This window comes from Sphingobacterium sp. BN32 (assembly GCF_030503615.1).
GTDB lineage: Bacteria > Bacteroidota > Bacteroidia > Sphingobacteriales > Sphingobacteriaceae > Sphingobacterium.
Window position 1 is genome coordinate 2,601,956 of sequence record NZ_CP129963.1, and the last position, 21,978, is coordinate 2,623,933.

The 21,978-nt window shown below is 42.1% G+C and carries 14 protein-coding genes; 9 read left to right on the forward strand and 5 right to left on the reverse strand.

From position 1 onward, the window contains the following. The first annotated feature begins 228 nt into the window (after positions 1-228). Positions 229-1,659 carry an amino acid permease gene (locus QYC40_RS11030; protein ID WP_301990299.1) on the forward strand — a complete coding sequence of 477 codons (1,431 nt, stop codon included), beginning with the start codon at positions 229-231 and terminating at the stop codon, positions 1,657-1,659. A 15-nt stretch (positions 1,660-1,674) separates the two neighbouring features. After that, positions 1,675-2,385: a lysoplasmalogenase gene (locus tag QYC40_RS11035; RefSeq protein ID WP_301990300.1), complete on the forward strand. Its 711-nt coding sequence runs from the start codon at positions 1,675-1,677 to the stop codon at positions 2,383-2,385. Between the two features lie 21 nt (positions 2,386-2,406). Here the strand turns inward: QYC40_RS11035 and QYC40_RS11040 are convergent, their stop codons facing one another. The 3 genes from QYC40_RS11040 to QYC40_RS11050 form a co-directional block, all read right to left on the reverse strand. After that, complete coding sequence (locus tag QYC40_RS11040; RefSeq protein ID WP_301990301.1) at positions 2,407-3,561, reverse strand: efflux RND transporter periplasmic adaptor subunit; 1,155 nt, start codon at positions 3,559-3,561, stop codon at positions 2,407-2,409. A gap of 2 nt (positions 3,562-3,563) precedes the next feature. Beyond that, the gene (locus tag QYC40_RS11045) at positions 3,564-7,904 is read right to left on the reverse strand and encodes a CusA/CzcA family heavy metal efflux RND transporter (protein ID WP_301990302.1); all 4,341 of its coding nucleotides are present in this window, start codon (positions 7,902-7,904) and stop codon (positions 3,564-3,566) included. A gap of 179 nt (positions 7,905-8,083) precedes the next feature. Then, positions 8,084-8,479 (reverse strand): hypothetical protein, encoded by a 396-nt coding sequence (locus QYC40_RS11050; RefSeq protein ID WP_301990303.1) that lies wholly within the window; start codon positions 8,477-8,479, stop codon positions 8,084-8,086. A gap of 262 nt (positions 8,480-8,741) precedes the next feature. On the opposite strand from QYC40_RS11050, the gene QYC40_RS11055 reads away from it, so the two are divergent. Together QYC40_RS11055 and QYC40_RS11060 are read left to right on the forward strand one after the other, a co-directional pair. Beyond that, positions 8,742-10,940, forward strand: a complete 2,199-nt coding sequence (locus QYC40_RS11055; protein WP_301990304.1) for an ATP-binding protein — start codon at positions 8,742-8,744, stop codon at positions 10,938-10,940. 26 nt (positions 10,941-10,966) lie between these two features. Then, on the forward strand, positions 10,967-11,539 hold the full coding sequence (locus QYC40_RS11060; protein WP_301990305.1) for a biliverdin-producing heme oxygenase: 573 nt from the start codon (positions 10,967-10,969) through the stop codon (positions 11,537-11,539). A gap of 38 nt (positions 11,540-11,577) precedes the next feature. Here QYC40_RS11060 and QYC40_RS11065 read toward each other — a convergent pair whose 3' ends face one another. Beyond that, positions 11,578-12,039, reverse strand: coding sequence for an Lrp/AsnC family transcriptional regulator (locus QYC40_RS11065; protein WP_301990306.1), 462 nt, complete (start codon positions 12,037-12,039; stop codon positions 11,578-11,580). Positions 12,040-12,164: 125 nt separating this feature from the next. Between QYC40_RS11065 and rocD the strand changes: the two genes are divergently transcribed. Together rocD and QYC40_RS11075 are read left to right on the forward strand one after the other, a co-directional pair. Next, positions 12,165-13,427 carry an ornithine--oxo-acid transaminase gene (rocD, locus tag QYC40_RS11070; protein WP_301990307.1) on the forward strand — a complete coding sequence of 421 codons (1,263 nt, stop codon included), beginning with the start codon at positions 12,165-12,167 and terminating at the stop codon, positions 13,425-13,427. 1 nt (position 13,428) lies between these two features. Next, on the forward strand, positions 13,429-14,373 hold the full coding sequence (locus tag QYC40_RS11075) for an arginase (RefSeq protein WP_301990308.1): 945 nt from the start codon (positions 13,429-13,431) through the stop codon (positions 14,371-14,373). A 276-nt stretch (positions 14,374-14,649) separates the two neighbouring features. Here QYC40_RS11075 and asnB read toward each other — a convergent pair whose 3' ends face one another. Next, the gene (asnB, locus tag QYC40_RS11080; RefSeq protein WP_301990309.1) at positions 14,650-16,335 is read right to left on the reverse strand and encodes an asparagine synthase B; all 1,686 of its coding nucleotides are present in this window, start codon (positions 16,333-16,335) and stop codon (positions 14,650-14,652) included. Positions 16,336-16,638: 303 nt separating this feature from the next. On the opposite strand from asnB, the gene QYC40_RS11085 reads away from it, so the two are divergent. From QYC40_RS11085 to QYC40_RS11095, 3 genes are all read left to right on the forward strand, one after another. After that, entirely contained in the window at positions 16,639-17,235 is a 597-nt protein-coding gene (locus QYC40_RS11085; RefSeq protein ID WP_301990310.1) for an RNA polymerase sigma factor, read from the forward strand. Positions 17,236-17,344: 109 nt separating this feature from the next. After that, positions 17,345-18,523 carry a FecR family protein gene (locus tag QYC40_RS11090; RefSeq protein WP_301990311.1) on the forward strand — a complete coding sequence of 393 codons (1,179 nt, stop codon included), beginning with the start codon at positions 17,345-17,347 and terminating at the stop codon, positions 18,521-18,523. A gap of 71 nt (positions 18,524-18,594) precedes the next feature. Next, positions 18,595-21,975: a SusC/RagA family TonB-linked outer membrane protein gene (locus QYC40_RS11095; protein WP_301990312.1), complete on the forward strand. Its 3,381-nt coding sequence runs from the start codon at positions 18,595-18,597 to the stop codon at positions 21,973-21,975. The last annotated feature ends 3 nt before the right edge of the window (positions 21,976-21,978 follow it).

Sequence of the window (21,978 nt, forward strand, 5' to 3'; positions counted from 1 at the left end):
TCGGAATAAAAACTCCTCCCAGACCGCTGTGCCTAATGCGTCAATGTAATCCTTAGGCACAGCGAATCGATAGGATTCGCCACAAGCAATCCTCCCCTCTTCGAAATTATTCAGCCTCGCAATTGCATAAATTCGAATTGAAAAATATATCTTGCAATAGAGAGCGGCCATTTAGCAGGATTTTACTCATGCCGTTCCTTTCATTTGCTGAAAAATTAATCTATAAAAGTGCAAGAAAATCAGGACAAAGAACTTAAAAGAGGCTTAAGCAATCGTCATATCCAGCTTATCGCCTTAGGCGGCGCTATTGGTACAGGTTTATTCTTAGGCGTTGGCCAGGCAGCAATTCTTGCTGGCCCCTCCGTTATTTTGGGCTATGCAATAGCTGGCTTAGTCGCCTTTTTCATTATGCGCCAGCTTGGTGAAATGGTGGTTGAAGAACCAATATCAGGTAGCTTCAGTTCATTTGCAAACAAATACTGGGGTCCCTTCGCTGGCTTTGCTTCCGGTTGGAACTATTGGATTCTCTATATTTTGGTGAGCATGGCAGAACTGACCGCTATCGGCAAGTATGTGCAGTTCTGGTGGCCCGAGATCCCTTTGTGGGCATCCTCACTTTTCTTTTTCTTCGTTATCAACGCAATCAACCTAGCCTCGGTGAAGGTCTATGGAGAAACCGAGTTTTGGTTTTCTATCGTTAAAGTACTAGCTATTATTGCGATGATTATCTTCGGTAGCTACCTGCTTATTTCAGGAAATGGTGGTGAGCGAGCAACCGTCGCGAACCTATACAACGATGGTGGTTTTCTCCCCAAAGGCTGGTTGGAATTCGATGGTGCGGGAGGCTATCAAGGTTTACTCGCCGCACTGGTCATCATTATGTTCTCCTTTGGTGGATTAGAGCTTGTCGGTATCACAGCCGCAGAGGCCGAGCATCCGGAAAAGAACATACCAAAAGCAACCAATCAAGTGCTATGGCGTATTCTAGTATTCTACGTTGGTGCACTTTTCATCTTGTTTTCGTTGATGCCATGGCGCTCTATAACTGCCGATACCAGTCCATTTGTCGAGGTATTTGCAACCCTTAAGGGCTTTGAATTTCAACTTTTCGGACAGACCTTCTATTTCACTACGATCATTGCGAATGCCTTAAATATTATCGTTTTGACGGCAGCCCTGTCTGTTTACAATAGCTGTGTGTATAGTAATTCTCGCATGTTATATGGCTTGGCAGAACAAGGAAATGCACCAAAGTTTCTGAAAAAACTGAATAAGAATCACTCGCCTGTCAATGCGATTCTCGTATCGGCGGCAATCGTCGCAGTCACTGTCATTATCAACAAGGTAATTCCGAAAGAAGCATTAGGGATCCTGATGTCATTGGTAGTATCTGCATTAGTGATTAACTGGATCATGATTACCCTGACGCATATGTTCTTCCGTAACAAGAAGGATCAACAGGGCATCAAGACAAAATTCCCAACGATATTTTACCCCTTGAGCAACTACTTCAGCTTGATCTTTTTAGTTGGCGTCCTGGTCATGATGTGGTTTACCGGTTTGAAAATCTCCGTTGAGCTTATTCCGCTATGGATCCTCATCTTATTCATCAGCTACAAACTCGTTGAACGCAATAAAGCAAAGCAAGCTAGGCTGTAAAAACAAACTTTAAACTTGAAGAAAGCTATTCCTCATATCGTCTATTTTCTGCTATTCGCTGTACATTTATACAGCATAGCAGAAGATCTATCGACGCTGAGAATGCTTACTAAACCATTGATTTGTGTCATCTTAATCGCCTACGTCTGGTCTGCTACAGGTTTAAAAACTACTTTCCAAAAACTCATTGCCGCTGGTTTATTCTTCGGCTGGCTAGGCGACATTTTCCTGATGTTGCCCAATAAGTTCTTATTCGGATTGGCAGCATTTCTGATCGGACATATTTTGTATGTCATCGCTTTCATCTTGCAGACCTCTGCGTTTGCATTGAGCCGTGATAAACTATACATCTTAGTTGCCGGTTTCTTAGCCGTTTACTCTTATTATTTCTATACGATTCTAGCGCCTAGCCTTGGCGTAGAAAAGTACCCCGTAATTGCCTACATTATCGTTATTGCATTAATGGGGTTCTTTTCCTACACGAGGAAGCAGCAAACCAATACAAGCAGCTTCTTGTTGATATTCCTTGGTGCATTACTGTTCATTATCTCCGATTCTATACTTGCTGCCAACAAATTTGTCGCTTATATCGCCAACTCTGGTCTGATGATTATGTGCACCTATATGCTTGCCCAATATGCCATTACTTTAGGCAGCGTTTTGGATAATCAGAAGGACAAACAGACATCTTACACAAACGCTCGTCGCAACATCTCACATCGCTAGCAAAAGGCTTCAAATACTCAACTACTCTTCACCCTCTGTATTCTTTAGCTTCATCAACAGTGTATATGCATTCTTAATCACAATATTCTTCCCTATTAATTCAGCAGCATTCTTCACTTGCACATACCCATTTTCTTCAAGACCGATTTCAACAGGAACAAGACGATAAGCTAGTTTCGATTCCTGAACAAACAGATAGTTCTTACCCTCAAAATTTACAACGCTCTCCTCGGGTACCGCATCTTCAAAAGATGTTGAAACGGCAATTTCAGCATTCATATAAGTACCAGGAACTAGTCTCTTGTCGCTAGCATTCAATGCGCATTGAACCATGGCCATCCCCTGTTCATCGATACTTCTACTGACTAGTTGTATAGTTCCGTCATAGCGCTTATCCGGCTCGCTATTGCTGTAAGCCGATAGACGCTGTCCAATCGTGAGCTTCTGCAAGTCCTTCTCGAACACAGATAAGTTCAGGTAAACCCGATCCGGATTTACCAACTCAAATAGCACGTCGGAGGCTGCCACGTATTTGCCAATATTCACATTGATCTTACTCACATAACCGCTTATGCTGCTGTAAAGTGGCGCACTCTTACTGATTCGATCAGCAGTAACCTGTGCAGGATTGATGTTGACCAAACGTAAAGACTGTGCAATTGCATTCATTTGTATCTGTTGATTATCCATCTCAGCCTTTGCCAATTGCATTACCTTGTCACTGCTTGCCTTCGATTCATTTAGGGTCTTTTGTCTGTTAAAGTCGAGCTCGGCAAATTGATATTTGGACTTGGCAGTCAAATAATCCTGTTGAAGCTTAATGAATTCCGGGTTTTCGATAATTGCGATTACTTGTCCTTTCGAAACAGGTTTACCCGCAATGAGGTCTGTATTTTTCAGGTAGCCCCCCAATGCCGCGCTGACAGACTGCATATTCTGAGGCGGAACATCAATTTTTCCGTTGATGCGCAGTATCTGCGAAATAGATTGATTCGATATGCTCATCGTCTCTATCGCCGCATTCTTTAGCTGCGCGTCAGTCAATTTGACTAAACTTTCGTCTACAGCATCTTGTGTTATAGTTTGCTGATCTTTTGGTTCATTCGTTTGACAAGAAACCATGATAGTAAAAAAGAACATCAGCAAGGCTTTATAAATTGATTCTATATATTTCATTATTATTGCTCTAGTTGTTGATATAATATTTGAATTGTATTTTCATTTAAGCGCCATAAGGCATCCACATATCCACTTTTCACCGCCACATATTGATTCAGCAGCAGCACAAATTCCAAATAATTGATTTCGCCGGATAAAAATTGTCGATTCGCCGTTTCTAAAATTAATTGGGCATTGCTTAAATCAATTTGCTCAAAACGAGTCACGATAGCTAGGTTATTATTATAAGATTGCACCAGACCCTCGCGTTGGATTTTTAAGCCCCGGTCCATCTGCTCGTACTCATTCGTAGCAATTCGCTCGGCGACTTTTGCTGCTTGAATGCGCGCTTTTTGCCCGGAGGAAAAGACAGGCAGGGAGAAACCGATTTGAACGGATTGAAACTGAGGCGTCATACCATAATATTTACCATCGACGCCAATCCCCTTAAAACTGTTCAGATTATAGCCTAACTGCAGTTCCGGAAGTAACTTCATCCGTTCCGCATCTGTCTGTTTCGCACTCACAATCTGCTTTTGAGCTAAAACCTGTAGTACTGGGTGCAAAGAATCAATGCTGGAAAGCTGCAGCTTACGCTCTTTGTTGTCCGGCATGTAAACGATATCAGAATTTAACAGCCACTGCAATCGCGACTCCAAGGTCTTAATCGCTAACTTAACCTGCTCCTGTTGCACAAGAATAGCCGATTGCTGATTAATCGCTGTCGCACGCTCCAAAACATTCGACTCTCCGGATTGCTCCCGCAATATGGATTTCTGCAAGAAATCCGTATATAGCTTATTGATTTCTTCTAAAATCAGTGCTTTCTCCGTCCAATATTGCAATTCATAATAGGTTAAGCTGACTTCCCGTTGCAATCCAAATGCGGTTAACTCTACTTGCAGCGCAGACTCCCTCCAATTTTCACGATAAAGATCTTTTAACTGCTTATATACCGTCGGAAATGCAAAACTTTGAGATGCAGAGAACTTCAGGTCCTTGTTCGAAGAATTGATTTGCCCGAATTCCGAACTGATTGATAATTGCGGGATATCTGCCGAAGAACTACGAATCAACGCTTTGGCATACTCCGATCTTAATTTGGAATTCTGCAATTGTCCATTGCTTTCGGATGCTATTTTTAAGGCTTGGTCCAAACTAATTGGCGTCTGTCCCTGCACATTAGTAAGAGATAATATCCCCAACAAAAGCATGACGATAGCTTTGTGATGACTCTTCAGCTTCCTCGATTTGAATCCCTTTCCCAGTGTCACAAAGAGCAGAGGCAAAACAAATAAAGTCAATAGCGTAGCAATTAACAGTCCTCCAATAACTACAGTGGCTAAAGGACGTTGAACTTCAGCACCAGCACCATTACTCAATGCCATCGGTATAAAGCCGAAGGAAGCTACAAATGCGGTCATCAACACAGGTCGCAGACGACTTTCTCCGCCATCAATGACAATGCGAACGATATTCTTTAATCCCTGTTTTCGAAGTCGATTAAATTCTGAGATCAATACAATTCCATTCAATACTGCAACACCAAATAGCGCAATGAAACCTATGCCTGCGCTAATACTAAATGGCATCCCCCGAAGGGCCAATAGAAAGACACCTCCAATAATCGATAAAGGGATAGCCGTATAGATGAGTATACTTTCTCTAATCGATTTAAATGCCAGGAATAACAGGATAAAGATCAAGGCTAAGGCTACAGGAACCGCGATCATCAAGCGTTGCTTCGCATGGTTTAAATTCTCGAATGACCCTCCATAGGTTATGGTATAACCCGGGGGAAGTTTGATATGCTGTTCTACTTTTGTTTTCAACTCTTCCACAATACTTTGCACATCTCGACCACTAATGTTAAAGCCGATGACGATACGACGCTGGGCATTCTCCCGTTGAATCTGATTCGGACCTTCCACGATATCGACGTTTGCCAATTGGGACAATGGAATTTGGACTCCTGCAGCCGTAGGAATCAACAGCTGCCGGATCTGATTCAAATTCATACGATGCGCTGCATCCAGACGAACCACCATATCAAAGCGCTTCTCCCCTTCGAACAGCATCCCGGCTTGTTGCCCGGCAAATGCCGCGTTGACCACTCTATTCACCTCTGAAATTGATAAACCATACTGCGCAATGAGAGGACGGTTATATTTTACCACCACCTGCGATAAACCTGCAATCGGCTCGATATATAAATTCTGTGTCCCCGCTACGCTCTCCACCAACTTACCAACCTGCATCGCCTGCTCCGTTAATATTTCAAAGTCTTCACCAAAAATCTTGAGTACTACATCCTGACGCGCCCCTGTCATCAACTCGTTGAAACGCATCTGTACGGGATATTGAAAACCAACGGTAATACCGGGCACATCGGCTAATGCGGTAGACATCTTCTCGGCAAGGGCTGGAAAAGTCTTTGCTGAAACCCAATCCTTTTTGTCCTTCAAAATAACCATCATGTCCGATGCTTCCATGGGCATAGGGTCTGTAGGAACCTCTCCACTACCAATTTTGGTAACGACTTTTTCAACTTCAGGAAATCGAGTCAGTAGAATATGCGAGGCCTTCTGCGTGCTTTCAACCGTAGTCTGCAGATTACTGCCAGGTAGCACACGCGTATCGACAGCAAAGTCTCCTTCTTCTAGCGAAGGAATAAACTCCCCTCCCATCCGACTAAGTATGAACAAGGCAGCGATAAATAACACCGTAACGATTGTGAAAACTGTCTTAGGAAATCTCAACACTTTCAACAAGCTCTTTAAGTAAATGCCTTCGAGTTTCTTCATCATCCGATCCGAAAAGGAAGGCTTCAGACTGCGCTTGCGCAGAAGAATAGCACTCATCATCGGTATGTAGGTAAGCGAAAGTAGGAAGGCGCCAAATAATGCAAATGCCACGGTCTCGGCCATTGGCTTGAACATCTTACCCTCAATACCCTGAAGCGTTAAAATAGGGAGATAAACAATTAGAATGATTAATTGCCCAAAAACCGCACTATTCATCATTCTTCCTGCCGATTCACTTACGACAGCATCCATTTCCTTTCCAGGAATCTTAAGCATATTACGATACTTCGGATGCAGCGTTAGTTGATGCATAACTGCCTCGACAATAATAACGGCTCCGTCTATGATCAACCCAAAGTCTAATGCCCCCAAACTCATCAAATTTCCACTCACCCCAAAAAGATTCATCATACAAACGGCGAAGAGCATCGCCAGCGGAATGACGGAAGCAACCAATAGGCCGGCTCGCAAGTTGCCAAGGAAGATTACCAGCACGAAAACAACAATTAACGCTCCTTCTAAAAGGTTCGTCTCTACAGTGCTGATCGCATTGTCTACCATCTTGGTGCGATCAAGAAAAGGCTCAAGAACAACCCCTTCGGGTAGCGTTTTTTGAATCTCAGCAACCTTTGCCTTTACCGCAGCGATGACCTCACTGCTATTCGCCCCTTTCAGCATCATAACCACAGCACCAGACACTTCGCCCATATCGTTGTAAGTCATCGCTCCATAGCGCGTGGCATGCCCGATTTTTACCTCGGCTACATCTCGAAGAAAAAGCGGATTTTGACCCAAACGACGGATAGCAATCTGCTCGATATCCGAAACTGAAGCCACCAAGCCCTCACTTCGGATATAGAGCACGGTAGGTCCTTTTTCAATATAGGCACCGCCAGTATTCTGGTTATTATCATTTACCGCATTGAAGACATCATTGATGCTAATACCGAATGCATTTAATTTGTCCGTATTGACCGCAATCTCGTATTGTTTCAACTTACCGCCAAAACTGCTCACCTCAGCAACACCCTTCACTGAAAGCAGCTGCCGACGGATAATCCAATCTTGGATGGTTCGAAGCTCAGTCACATCATATTTCTGTTCATAGCCCTCTTTCGGACGAACCACATACTGAAAAATCTCGCCTAATCCCGTAGAGATAGGCCCCAACTCCGGCGTTCCTATTCCTTGCGGTATTTCCTGTTGTACCTTCTGCAAACGCTCAGCAACTTGCTGTCGCGCCCAGTAGATATCCACATCATCTTCAAATACAATAGTAACCAAGGATAGACCGAACCTGGAAAAACTGCGAATCTCTTTTCGGCCCGCAATATTGCTGTTCGCCTGCTCAATAGGAAATGTGATGAGACGTTCAATATCAGATGCACCGAAAGACGGCGCAACTGTAATAACTTGCACTTGGTTATTGGTAATATCAGGAACGGCGTCTATAGGCAACTTGGTTACCTGATAAGCACCGACTCCAATGAGCCCAAAAACCAATAATGCTATGATGAGTTTATTCCGTATGGAGAACTCAATAATCTTTGTAAGCATAACTGATTATTTAATTAACCCTTTTATTAGAAGCAACTTTCAGGTAAGCATGGAGACTGCGATAGCAAGAAAGTTTTTGAAAGCCCGTAAAAAACAGACTGTTCAGTAAAATAAATCCACAGCAATGCCCTAACCACAACGGTCGCTACTCCAAAAGCATGTACTGGGCTATAAAAAGTTTAACTAATTCTTGGCGGCTGCCAAATGGTAGATAGGAAAGTTGAAACGGCTAATCGATCGTTTTGATAAGGTATTTTGATATCAGGAATCTCCTGATCGACTTTTATTGACTCGAGGAAGTATATGGTAGGTGAAACAAAAACAAAGTTTAATGTTAAAGAAGTGGCCATGAATGGCAATCTCTTGTCCTGATCATAATCATCATCATGGGGATGGTTGGCTAAGTGATCCTCCGCATAATGAATAGTCATAAATTCTGAAATACTAAGCGTACCGTCAAGAGCTTTATGTTCCAAATAATGTTCGATCAGTACAGGTAGTTTCAACAACTGAAACAATTCCGTCGTTGAAAACACGTATAGTGATAAAAAAAATATGGAAAGCATTTTTCTCATTAACTCAAATTTAAGAATTATAAAACACATTGTTTAAAACAGAAAACAATTTATATCAAGTCAAAATAAAAACCTTATGCCAAATTATATGCTCACCTAAACTGAAATTTCCAAAACTTCTGCAACGTTTTCGCGACAATATATAAAATACGTATAATCTGAAATTTTTGCCTATCTTGTCGGATAATTTCTAATTAATGCTTACACACCATTTATTTAGGAATTTAAATCTATTAACTATTTCTTCTAACGTTCGTACGACATGATTATTGATGCCAAAAAATGCGAGGATGAGAAAATTCATCTTCTTGGACTTATTCAGCCTATCGGTTTTTTAGTCATTATTGATCGAGAACAGCGTATCTTGGCTCATAGCGACATCCCGGCGACCGCCCTATGCGTTTATAAGACCACTGAAATCGTCGGCAAAAGAGTACCCGACGTCATTGCTGATGAATGGCAGGAGTTAAATCTACAGTTGGATAGTGCACTAAAGCTTATTGAGAAACAGAACACCCTTCGATTCTCAGAAGAAATAGTATTAGGCGAGACCGCATTTTATATCTCTCTATATGGCGTGAATAATCTTTTCCATTTGGAATTCGAGCTCAAGCCCAACTATAAATCCGCTCAAAACCTATCCTTTAATAGTCATCTGAATACGCTATCGCGTTCCACGGAAACCTTGTGGCAAGAACTTTCAAGAATTGTCAGCGAGCTTCTGCCCTACGACCGGATTATGGTCTATAAATTTAATGAAGACAGCAGCGGGATTGTTGTAGCAGAAACCGTGGCTGATGAAAAACTAGAGCGATACTTGGGGTTTAACTATCCCGAATTCGACATCCCTAAACAGGCTCGCGAGCTATACAGTAAAAACCATCTTCGATTTATCGTCGATGCGACAGCGGATCCTACCACATTGAAAACAGCAGAAAACAGAGAGTTTGACCTACAGCAAGTTGCTATTCGTTCGCTCTCCCCTATCCACCTACAATACTTGCAAAATGCAGGCTTCAAATCCAGCTTAAGTATCTCCATTATGGTGATGGGAAAACTATGGGGATTAGTTTGCTGTCAACATCCCGAAGCGCTACATGTTGATCTGCAGCAGCGAAATCTGGCCTTAACAGCAACACATTACGCAGCAGCGCGCTTTCAGCACTTAAAAAATGAAGAGCGGCTGGAATATATAGAAGATGCCCTCAACCTGGAAATCAAGATTAAGGAGACGATTTTGTTGAAGAACAATGTTTATCAACAATTGAAAGTGTACAGCTCCGATCTGAACGAATTTATGAAGAGCGAAGGCTTTGCTTTGCTCCAGGATAACGATATATATACCTACGGTCTGACCCCGCCACGCTTGCAAATCGCTAAATTTGTTGAAGCACTCAGGAAGCATCGACCGAGTCTATATCTATCCAATCATCATCATGCTGATTCACTAGCCGGTGTAGATATTAGCTTTAAAGATTTTCCGGGGATTGCCTACCTACCTATCATAGGGCCGGCCGGGTTTCAACTTATCTGGTTTAGGCAGGAAATTGAAACCATAAAGAAATGGGCAGGAAAGCCAGAAAAGAATTATAGCTTTGACGAAAAATCAAACAGTACTGTCCCTTCACCTCGAACCTCATTCGATGTTTGGATGGAACAAGTAAAAGGTACCTCTGCAAAATGGACCTTTCGCGAGTCCTATTTTATCCAACGTTTGCGAGATCTGTTACAAGAAACGCTACTTAAAAAAGCATCGGAAATATCAAACCTGAATGAGCAACTGATCGAGATGAATAATGCTTTAGACACTTATTCCTACACGATTAGTCATGACTTAAAAAATCCGCTATCGGCAATAAAACTCTCCGGCGAGTTCCTACGCAGTAAGGATAATGTGCCTGATCAAATGAGAAAACGCATGACAACCAACATTCTTGAAGGTGTGGAAACTATTGTCAACATGTTGGATAAGATTCATGAATTCACGAAAGCAAATGTCTTTAATTATGAACCGGAACTCATCAACACAGATAAGTTTATTGATGAGATCGTCACGCATAGCAAAGACCGTTTCTCAACCGAAAGAACGACCGTTTTCTGTAAAAACTTGTTACCTGTTTATGGTGAAAAGACCTTGATCTATCAGCTCTTTCTCAATATTATCGGCAATGCGATCAAGTATTCTGCAAAATCGGAGCAGCCGCACGTAGAAATCCAATCCTACGTAGAAAATAACGGCGTAATGTATATCATTACAGACAACGGTATCGGAATGGAAAAAGAAGAACTGGACTCGATCTACGAAATCTTTAAGCGCATGTCAAATTCAGCAGGATTTGACGGTTCTGGAGTAGGTATGGCGATCGTGAAGCGAATCGTCGATAAATTAGGCATCAAGATTTCCATTCAAAGTAACGTAGGCGTCGGTACTGAAGTGTATCTCTATTTCCCAAATCACTAGACATTACATATCGAAAACAAAACATAATGAGCCTTTCTGAACAACTCAAAGCGGAGACTTTAAATTCCCATAAACAAGTAGAAAAGCTTGTTATCGATCAAATAAAAAATATCAACAGCGAGGAAGATTACGCTGTATTATTAGAAAAATTCTATACGTTTTATCAAGGAGTAGAGGAATTAAGCTTTCCGTTTCTTGAAGCGAACGAAACTGCCCAGAAGCTTTGCAACAAAAGATCCCCGACGATCCTGCAAGACTTTAAGGAATTACAGATAGAACAAGCCTTTAGCAAAGCGAGCGACAACAACATGCCAGTTCCCCGCAACTATGCAGAAGCGCTGGTAGCACTGTATGTATTAGAAGGCTCGTCGCTGGGCGGTCCTTACATTGCTAAAATGCTTGAGAAAAAAGGCATACAACGCGGCCTTAACTTTTTCAAAGGCGATCAGGCTGACTTTATGAATCATTGGCAGCAATTTAAAAATTTACTCAATGATGTTCCGGATACTGCAGACTACCAGCATCTTGTCAATTTCAGCAATGCCGTGTTTAGCGGATTCGGACAAATCTTAGACAAAGGTTATCAGCCCACGCAATAAAACGACTAATGTTAAGCAAATATTAGGATAGTAAAAGCTTAAAGAATAACATTACGCTTAAATGCACAGCCCAATTCGATAATAGAATCTGTCTTCGCAATGCCAGGTATATTATCGATTTTTTCATATAGCAACTGGCGCATATGCTCGTGATTTTTAGCGATGAGCTTAATATATAGGGTATAATTCCCGGTGATATAGTAGCATTCTGTGACCTCGGGAATTTTCTGAAGTTCTTCAATAACCCGCTTCGAGTCACCATCTTTTTCCAGGCTTATTCCCGTAAAGGCGCCCCAATCATAGCCTAAAGCCTTTTCATTCAGCACCGGTCTTACACCTTCCAAAATTCCTTGTTCGGTCAATCTATTGATTCTTTGATGAATCATCGTATTCGAAACGCCTAATTCTGTCGCAATAGCGGAGTACGCAATGCGACCATCACGCTCCAAAACCTTCAAGATATTTACATCGAAATCATCTGGTTTATTTATGTTGTTCATGGTCTATGTTGATGTTAATTTAACTCAAAAATACAAACAATAAAGTCAAATTACATACAAAAATATTGTTTTTGAATAAAAATAACTTAATTTTGATTTTCGAACCTACGTAAAAAATAACAATTATGAATATCTCAAGTAAAAATCTCAACGCTCAGCACTTTATTGACTTAGAAGATAAGTACGGTGCACATAACTACCATCCACTGCCTGTCGTACTAGAAAAAGGTGAAGGGGTATTTGTATGGGACGTTGAAGGCAAAAGATATTATGACTTTCTTTCTGCATATTCTGCCGTCAATCAAGGACATTGTCATCCCCGTATTATTAACGCGCTAAAAACACAAGCAGAAAAACTAACGCTTACCTCTCGCGCGTTTTACAACAACAAGCTCGGCGAACTGGAAGAGTTCCTTTGCACATTATTCGGTTTTGACAAAGCATTGATGATGAATTCCGGCGTGGAAGCAGTCGAGACGGCGATGAAATTATGTAGAAAATGGGCATACCAAGTAAAGGGTCTTTCAGAGAACAGCGCGAAGATTGTATTCGCCAAAGATAATTTCCATGGTAGAACGCTATCGGTAATTTCCGCTTCGAATGATACGACCGCCACAACCAACTTTGGTCCCTTCCTAGAGGGAATCGTTCAGGTTCCATACGACGATATCGAAGCCTTCGAAAGCTTGTTGAAATCGGACCCACATATTGCAGGTTTTATTGTGGAACCTATTCAGGGCGAAGCCGGAATCATTGTACCTCGTGCGGACTACTTAGCGCAAGTTAGAGCTTTATGTACCCAGTATAATGTTCTTTTCATCGCAGATGAAATCCAAACCGGAATTGCCCGTACAGGAAGCATGCTCGCCTCTTACGATATAAGCGATGCGAATTCAAAGAGCAAACCGGATGTCATCATTCTGGGCAAGGCCTTATCTGGAGGTGTATTGCCTGTGTCTGCCGTGTTAGCAAATGATGAGGTGATGCTGACGATTAAGCCCGGAGAACATGGTTCGACTTATGGCGGCAACCCGCTTGCCTGTGCAGTCGCCTTAGAAGCTGTTAAAACAGTAATCGATGAAGACCTTGCCAAACGTGCCGAAGAAATGGGCGAATTGTTTAGAGCGGGATTAACGGATATCGCGACCCGTTGCAAACTCATCACTACCGTACGTGGAAAGGGATTGCTGACCGCCATTGTAATCGACGCAACTGAAGACGATGACACTGCTTGGAACATTTGCTTGGCGTTTAAAGAAAACGGCCTTCTAGCCAAACCTACACACGGAAATAAAATACGCTTAGCTCCCCCATTGGTCATTAGCAAAGAGGAAATCGAGGAATGTCTTCACATTATCGAAAAGTCTTTAGTTAACTTTGCATCGTAACATGGAAAGACCAATTGAACTGATCAAGAACAGGTCGGATATCGGTGCTGGCACACGCGGTGCCGACTTGGGGATTGATGCAATGGAAATTGCAGCAATCAATAAGGGGAGCTTCTTTTTCAAAAAACACCCATTTATCGACGTGCCGACGCGAAACGAGTCGGTTTACGAAATCGAAGGGAATACCTGTGCTAAGCACATCAAGCAGATCTATCAACAGTGTAAAGATCTTTGTTCCATTGTCGAGAACAGTTTGATGAAGGCGAACTTCCCCTTGGTTTTCTCGGGAGATCACTCCTCAGCGATTGGAACAGTGGCCGGTATTCGTGCAAAATTCCCCGACAAGAAATTAGGGATTATATGGATCGACGCACATGCGGATATACATTCACCCTACACCACTCCATCCGGAAATATGCACGGCATGCCTATCGCTGCAATCTTGGGAATTGATAATACCTCCGCTCAAAAGAACGATATCAATCCGGAAACACAAGCTTACTGGAATAAACTGAAGGCGATGAGCGAACATGGTACGCGCGTAGCGAAAGAACATATTGTTTATTTTGGCGTTCGCGATACAGAGGTTGAGGAAGATCAACTCATCGAAAAACTAGGGATCAGAAACTACAAAGTGGAGGAAGTCAGGAGAAAAGGAATTCCTGCATGCATCCAAGAATGTCAGGACAGACTTGCAGACTGCGACATTCTTTACCTTTCCTTCGACGTCGACAGCATGGACAGCGACCTGGTATCCGAAGGAACCGGAACACCCGTTCCAAAAGGGTTTCTTCCCAGCGAGGTCCAAGAAATTATTATTGACCTGATGAAAGATGAACGCGTAAAATGTTTTGAAATCGTCGAGGTTAATCCACTCTTGGATAAGCAAGGAAACAAGATGGCAGAAATAGCCTTCGATATTTTAGAGAAAACGTTCGGGGTTTAGATTTTAGACATTAGATTTTAGACAATAGACTTTTGGATGGCGCCGCTGAGGCGCCATTCTTTTTGGAAATTCTACTTAGTAATCATACCTATGGCGTAAGATCCTGCCCATCCTTGCATCCTTCCTTTCCTGGTTCAGAAATAGTATTTAGTAGTTAGTACTTAGTAGTTAGACCGATGGCGTAACTATCCTGTCAATCCTTAAATCCTTCCTTTCCTGGTACTCAAGACAGCACTCCAATATTCAACCCTAGGTCTAATTACTAACTACTAAATACTAACTACTAACAAAACTTTTCTCATAACTCTCCTTATGCACAGAAGCTACTGCTCTACCCGACGGGTCGTTTAAGTTCTGGAATGAAGCGTCCCACAATAAAGCTTCCGGCGTACTGCATGCTACTGATTTCACCGAAGGCACGGTCTTCGCTGCGGCGTCCGAAGGGAAATGCGATTCAAAGATACTGCGGTATAGATATTCCTCTTTGTTTTTCGGTGTATTGATTGGGAAACGGCTTGCGGCTATTTCAAACTCTGTATCAGTCACCAAGCGTTCGGCTTGTTCCTTCAGCGTATCGATCCATGAATAGCCAACCCCATCAGAGAACTGCTCCTTCTGGCGCCAAGCAATGCTTTCGGGCAGGTAGTCTTCAAATGCCTTACGCACTACCCATTTCTCCATACGCCCATCCTTAATCATCTTATCCGCCGGGTTAATGCGCATAGCAATATCCATAAACTCTTTATCCAAAAATGGAACTCTTCCTTCTACGCCCCAGGCCGCTAACGACTTGTTTGCGCGAAGGCAATCGTATAGATAAAGCTTTTTCAGCTTGCGAACGGTTTCTTCGTGAAACTCTTGTGCGTTAGGAGCCTTATGGAAATATAAGTACCCCCCAAATAGCTCATCCGAGCCCTCCCCCGACAAAACCATTTTAATACCCATGGATTTGATTACGCGCGCCAAAAGATACATCGGCGTTGAAGCTCTGATGGTGGTCACATCATAAGTTTCCAAATGATAGATAACGTCTCGAATGGCGTCCAATCCCTCTTGTATAGTGAAATTTACCTCATGATGTATAGTCCCGATATGATCGGCGGCCTTCTGAGCTGCAATGAGATCGGGTGAGCCTACCAATCCCACGGCAAATGAATGCAGTTGCGGATACCAGGCATCTTCCTGATCCTGGCTCTCAATACGCTTCGATGCAAATTTCTTCGTCACTGCTGCGATTACGGAGGAATCCAGTCCTCCCGACAGTAGTACACCATAAGGAACATCCGACATGAGCTGACGATGTACCGCATCTTCCAACCCTTTCCTCAACACATCGATGTCTGTTGCTGCATCTTTCACGGCCTCGTAGTTTTCCCAATCACGGCTGTACCAACGCTGTGGCGATAAGCCCACCTTGCTGTACAGATAATGCCCCGGAGGAAACTGGTCTATTTCTACACAATAACCTTCTAAGGATTTTAGCTCCGATGCAACAAATAATTGCCCGAACTCATCCTTGCCATAATAAAGTGGGATAATCCCCATATGGTCACGCGCAATGAAAAAAGAATCATCACGACCATCATATAATGCGAATCCAAAGATTCCATTTAACTCCTCCACAAAGGAAGGACCTTTTTCCAAGTATAATGCCAATACAACTTCCGAATCAGACTGCGTTGAAAACTGATAATTAGGTAGAGAATTTCGTAGGTCTTGGTGGTTATAGATCTCTCCATTTACAGCTAAAACAACTTGTCCATCTGGACTGAATAAGGGCTGACTGCCCGATTTAGGGTCAACAATCGCTAATCGCTCATGCGCTAAAATAGCGCGATCCGAACTAAAGATTCCTGACCAGTCTGGTCCTCTATGACGAATTCTTTTCGACATCTCTAATACCTGAGGTCTTAATCCCTCAGCGGACTGCTTCAAATCAAATGCACCTACGATTCCACACATAAAATTTCAATTTTAATACCTAATTCTTGTTTTTGTTTAATTATTGATACAAAGTAAACGATTAAATAATTAATATCATAATGTTTTTTAATTTTTGTTGAAATATTAATAATATAAACAACCTTTTGTTAAGCAATTCATATGAAAATTCGGTTTTCATTACAATAAAAGCACAGTCAATTATTATTCTGCATTTGGTAAATTAAAAAGCCGTGTAATTAATTTTTTATTATCTTCGAATATCACCTAGCATGGGCTTTCGTCAGCGAAAGCAACATATTAACCGTCTTTACAAGCCGATCAATGACAAAGCAAGAAATAGATCAATTATTCCTACTCGCATTATCCAACGCTGATGAAAATGCGTACAGGGAATTGTTTCGTCTTTTTTGGAACCCCATCTACAAAACGATCTTTCAGCACGTCAAATCAAAAGAACAAGCCGAAGACTTATGCCAAGAAGTATTTACTAAAGTATATCACCGTCGAAAGCAACTATCCGAGGTTCGAGATCTCCAAAATTATATTTTTATCATCGCCAGAAACTGCAGTATCGATTTCTTGCGCAAAAAGAGCCCCAAGGCAGAACATGTGGAATCCTTAAACGATTTCTTTCAGGACTCGCAGCCACAACCAGATAAAATATTAGAATACAAACAATTGGATTCTACGATGCAAATGGCAATTAACGAGTTGCCGCAGCAATTGAAAGAAGTATTTATTAAAAGCCGAATAGAAGGATTGAGCCACGAAGAGATTGCTAAACAAGTTGGTATTTCTGTATTTTCATCAAAAACCTATATCGTCCGAGCCCTACAACGGATTAGAAAATCCTTACAACAGCATGAAGCATTAAGAACATTGATCTTAATGTCTCTTCTTTGGTCTCAATACCGCTGATTTCAATAAAATTTTGCTTTTTCTGTATTCCTTCCTTATGATTCTGCGTCATTAGAATTATACGGCCGTTTGCCAAAGCCTCAGCCTTATAACATTTAATGCCTTTCTAATGATGAATCAAGAATATATTGAGAACCTATATAATAAATTTTGCCAAGGAATACTCCGACCTGACGAATTGCGCGAATGGCAAGCGATCGTCGAGGATCCTCGGAATGAAAAACTGATCCAAGAAATAATGGATAGGCATTTTCAAGAACAAATTCCTTCCAAGGACCATCACGCTGAATCCGATCTTGCCTTTGAACGCTTTCGTAGAGAGGTGCTGCTTCCTGAAAGCAAACAGAATACAAAAACGATTAATCGAACATTTCAAATGAACTGGCTGAAATATGCCGCAATAATAACCGTGCTGCTTGGGTTCGCGATCACCGTAAAACGCATGACTACTTCAAAAAATGAAACTATCCCCTTGCTTACAGAAACCAAAAGTGCTGACATTCAAGCTGGATCAACACAGGCAATTCTAAGAAGTAACAAGGGAGAAGTCCTGCGCTTAGGCGAACATAGCGACCTCAGATTTACGGATGGCGAAATTCTGGTAGAAAATAAAACGATAAGAAAAGTTCAAAAAGAAGTTTGGCATACCCTAGAGACGCCAAGAGCATCGGAATACAGGATGATTCTATCAGACGGTACGCGCGTCTTTTTGAATGCCGGGTCTAAACTTTATTTCCCCGCCGAGTTCAGCACAAATTCACGAGAGGTTCGACTAGAGGGAGAAGCTTTTTTTGAAGTCGCTCACGATGCGAAGAAACCTTTCCACGTCATTATTGAAAATCAAAGAATTGAGGTGCTAGGCACTTCATTTAACATCAATAGTTATGAAAAAAACAGCATCAAAACAACCCTTATTACAGGAAGAGTAAAGATAAACACGCCTAATGCAGAACTTCTCTTAGAGCCAGGACAACAAGCACTCAGTATTGGCAACAAGCTAACAAAACATAACATCGATGTGAACGATGAAATCGCATGGACGCAAGCTAGAATCGCCTTCTCGAAGAAAACCATTAAACAGATTGCGATGCAGATAGAACGTTGGTACGACGTCAAATTCGTATTCGACGCTAACCTCAATGATGTCGAGAATAAAACATTCTCAGGAAATATCGCACGAACAAGCAATTTATCCGAAGTACTCAAAATATTCACTTTAACAAATGCCATTAACTATAAAATCGAAGGGAGAACCGTCTATGTGAAGAAATTTACCCGCAGCCAGTAAAAACTATTTGAGCAATATAGACTCCAATAGGAACAAAAAAACCAATAATAATCAACCCAATAAATTACATTATGAAAAGTATCGAGCATACCAAAATATGGAAAAAGCTAGTTTGGAATTTGAGAGGTAGCCACAAAATTACGCTCACCCTATTCTTACTAAGCTACGCATTGCTTGCGTTTAGCGGCTCTGCACAAACGATTACATTAAATGCGAAAGGAGCAACGGCCGAAAAACTGATTAAGGAAATCCAACGACAATCTGGATTCAATTTTCTTTATGATGACGCGCTTGTAGAACATCTCCGCATTAAGCAAATCAACCTCAAGAATGTCACAATCAATCAGGCATTGGACGCCATTTTCAACAATACCGGCATTACCTATACCGTTGTCAATCGCGATATTGCGATCGTACGCACTGCCCTTTTGGAGGGAGCAAACGTTAGCTTTGCGCAAAGCGAAATTACGGGACAAGTAACGACCGAAGCTGGTAACCCTATTCCCTACGCAAGCGTTAAAAACAAAAACACAGGAGCAACGACTAGCACCAATGAGCAAGGTCGTTTTCAAATCTCTGCAACAGTCAATCAGACGCTGACGATTACCGCAGTAGGATATGTCCTGAAAGAAGTACGTATAACCAATCAGCAGACGATTAACGTTCGACTTTCTGAACGCGTAGAAACGCTGGAAGACATTGTGGTAACGGGCTATACGGCTTATGACAAGAAATTATCGAGTAGTGTCTCTAGTACCGTACAAGCTAAAGATATCAATCAGGTGCCTGGGCTTACTATCGACCAAATTCTGCAAGGTCGTGTACCGGGGATGAGCGTCATATCAAGCTCCGGACAACCCGGACAAAGCTCAGCAGTTGTCATTCGTGGAGTTGGTAGTATCAACGGGTCAAATTCGCCCTTATACGTTTTAGACGGTATCCCTATCGAATCTTCCTACATGCAAACCATCAACCCGAACGACTTTGAAAATGTAACAGTACTCAAAGATGCATCGGCAACCGCCCTTTATGGCTCCCGCGGCGCCAATGGTGTGATCTTATTGACCTCAAAAAAAGGTACAGCAGGTAAGATGATCGTAAATTATAACTCGCAATATGGCGTGACCACCTTGAGCCGACCAAATTTCGAAATGATGACCACGGCAGAGCGAATGTTGTTTGAAGAAGAGGCCGGCGAGAAATACGGAAAAAATTACGGACCAGGCTGGACTTATTCGCCAAAGAACCCAAAATACATCAACGGCACGCAGGCTTTCAGAGATCAGGCTGATCATATCCTAGACAGCATACGCAACATCAATGTGGATTGGAGAGACCAGTTTTTCAAAAACGGAAGTTTCATGGAGCAACAGGTTTCTTTTCAAGGAGGGACAGATAAAGTCAGATACTACAATTCATTAAATTATTACAATCAAGATGGTGTGGCGATACGTACAGGTCTGAAACGCTTTAATTTAAAAAGCAATTTGGACTTCGGCGATGATAAACTTACCGGAAACTTGAATGTAGGATTAGGCTATTCAAAATCGCAATTCACTGAAGGTGAAGGCGCCACTGGCGTTGGATCTTCCATGGCCTCCGTTTACTACGCCCTGCCCTATGAGCAACCATACGCTCCAGACGGAACACTGATACATTTCGGAAATGAAGACGATTACTTTATTCTAGATCAACGTGAGGGCTCCGCAGGATTGGAACGCTTGTTTAACTCGTGGGACAAAATGAATCAATTTAAGACTATCCTCGGTGGATCTTTGAACTATCAGATAACACCTACTTTGAAAGCCTCAACACGTGCTGGCGCAGATTATAGGGCGTCTAATAGCGAGATTTTCATTAATCCCGACTCTTATTATGGGTCTAGAAAAAATGCGAATACTTTGGGTGGCAAAGGGCGCTTGACACAAGGAAATCAACGAAACTTCAACTTCGTATCAACCACCGGGCTAACTTACAACGAACTGTTCAACGATGTACATGACTTGGAAGCTTCGGTTTATTATGAATACTTATATAATGACTATCGTTCTTTTGGATTCAATGCCTTTGGTATTGATGGTCGACTTCCTGGAACTCCCGCAGGTGTAACCAATGGTAATGTCGATTTTATGCCAAACGTTACTGGCGGTAAAACCAAAAGCGCATTAACGTCCTTTATGGGAATTGCACGTTACTCTTTCGACAAGAAGTATACTCTTACAGGGAGTTACCGCTACGACGGATCCACGAAAGTTGCACCAGCAAACAAATGGCAGGGATTTTACTCCGTCGGCGCTAATTGGAATGCAAAACGTGAAGCTTTCTTAGAAACAGTAGACCAAATCAAAGAGTTAAACTTCCGGCTGAGCTACGGGTCAACGGCAAGCCCATACGGCGGCGATTTTGACTACCTGGCGACCTATGCTGTAGGCGCATCTTATGGCGGTGTTATGGGGATACAAGCCAGTAGAGCCGGAAATGTTGACTTCGATTGGGAATACATAAACGAATTTAATGCCGGAATGGACATCGCTCTATTCCAAGAACGATGGTTAAGGCTATCCGTAGACTATTATAATAAAATCACCAACAACATGTATATCCTGCAACCGCCACCGGCAACTTCGGGGTTCAGCTCGTTAAACCTGAGCACCGGAAAGATGCAAAACAAGGGAATTGAGTGGGATATTAATGCAGATATACTACGTTCTGGTAATTTCAAATGGAGCTTAGGGATGAATGCTGCTTACAACAAGAATACAATTCTTGAGGTAACCGATTACACAGATGAGTTTGCTGATGGCGATAGCCGAATTATCAAAGTTGGATATTCTTACGGCACCTACTTTGCACCAAAATGGGCAGGAGTAGACACAGAAACCGGAGAACCACAATACTACGATAAAGAAGGAAACATCACCAAGACCTACAACGCAACAGAGCAAAGTGTACCTCTTGATGCTAGCCTTTATCCTAAATGGACTGGCGGCTTACATACCCAAATATCTTATAAAGGCTTTACCGCATCCGCATTACTTTCATTCGTTGCTGATGTCATGCGTTGGAACAATGAAGACTTTTACAACGAAAACCAACGTTACGCAACCAGTAATCAGTCAAAGAGAATGTTATACAATCGTTGGCAAAATCCGGGCGACTCTGGAGACAAAGCTATTTTACAACGACTTGACATCCCTCGCGTATTCACTTCAAAAGATATACAAGATGCCTCATTCTTGCGCCTAAGAAATGTAAGAGTAGGTTACACATTTGACGCAGATGCACTCAAAAGCCTGAAAGTGATTAAAGGGATATCCTTATTTGTGCAGGGGCAAAACTTATTTACCTGGACGAAATGGCGAGGGTTAGATCCAGAAAACAATCAAGTATATGGACGTTTCCAGTATCCAAATTCCAAGACCTTCACTGGCGGTTTAAATGTTAATTTTTAAGGT

What these genes read in the sequence shown, in the direction of transcription:
- QYC40_RS11040 (WP_301990301.1), bottom strand. Translation starts at nt 3,561, where the DNA reads ATGAAATATATAGAATCAATTTATAAAGCCTTGCTGATGTTCTTTTTT.
- QYC40_RS11045 (WP_301990302.1), bottom strand. Translation starts at nt 7,904, where the DNA reads ATGCTTACAAAGATTATTGAGTTCTCCATACGGAATAAACTCATCATA.
- QYC40_RS11050 (WP_301990303.1), bottom strand. Translation starts at nt 8,479, where the DNA reads ATGAGAAAAATGCTTTCCATATTTTTTTTATCACTATACGTGTTTTCA.
- QYC40_RS11055 (WP_301990304.1), top strand. Translation starts at nt 8,742, where the DNA reads ATGATTATTGATGCCAAAAAATGCGAGGATGAGAAAATTCATCTTCTT.
- QYC40_RS11060 (WP_301990305.1), top strand. Translation starts at nt 10,967, where the DNA reads ATGAGCCTTTCTGAACAACTCAAAGCGGAGACTTTAAATTCCCATAAA.
- QYC40_RS11065 (WP_301990306.1), bottom strand. Translation starts at nt 12,039, where the DNA reads ATGAACAACATAAATAAACCAGATGATTTCGATGTAAATATCTTGAAG.
- rocD (WP_301990307.1), top strand. Translation starts at nt 12,165, where the DNA reads ATGAATATCTCAAGTAAAAATCTCAACGCTCAGCACTTTATTGACTTA.
- QYC40_RS11075 (WP_301990308.1), top strand. Translation starts at nt 13,429, where the DNA reads ATGGAAAGACCAATTGAACTGATCAAGAACAGGTCGGATATCGGTGCT.
- asnB (WP_301990309.1), bottom strand. Translation starts at nt 16,335, where the DNA reads ATGTGTGGAATCGTAGGTGCATTTGATTTGAAGCAGTCCGCTGAGGGA.
- QYC40_RS11085 (WP_301990310.1), top strand. Translation starts at nt 16,639, where the DNA reads ATGACAAAGCAAGAAATAGATCAATTATTCCTACTCGCATTATCCAAC.
- QYC40_RS11090 (WP_301990311.1), top strand. Translation starts at nt 17,345, where the DNA reads ATGATGAATCAAGAATATATTGAGAACCTATATAATAAATTTTGCCAA.
- QYC40_RS11095 (WP_301990312.1), top strand. Translation starts at nt 18,595, where the DNA reads ATGAAAAGTATCGAGCATACCAAAATATGGAAAAAGCTAGTTTGGAAT.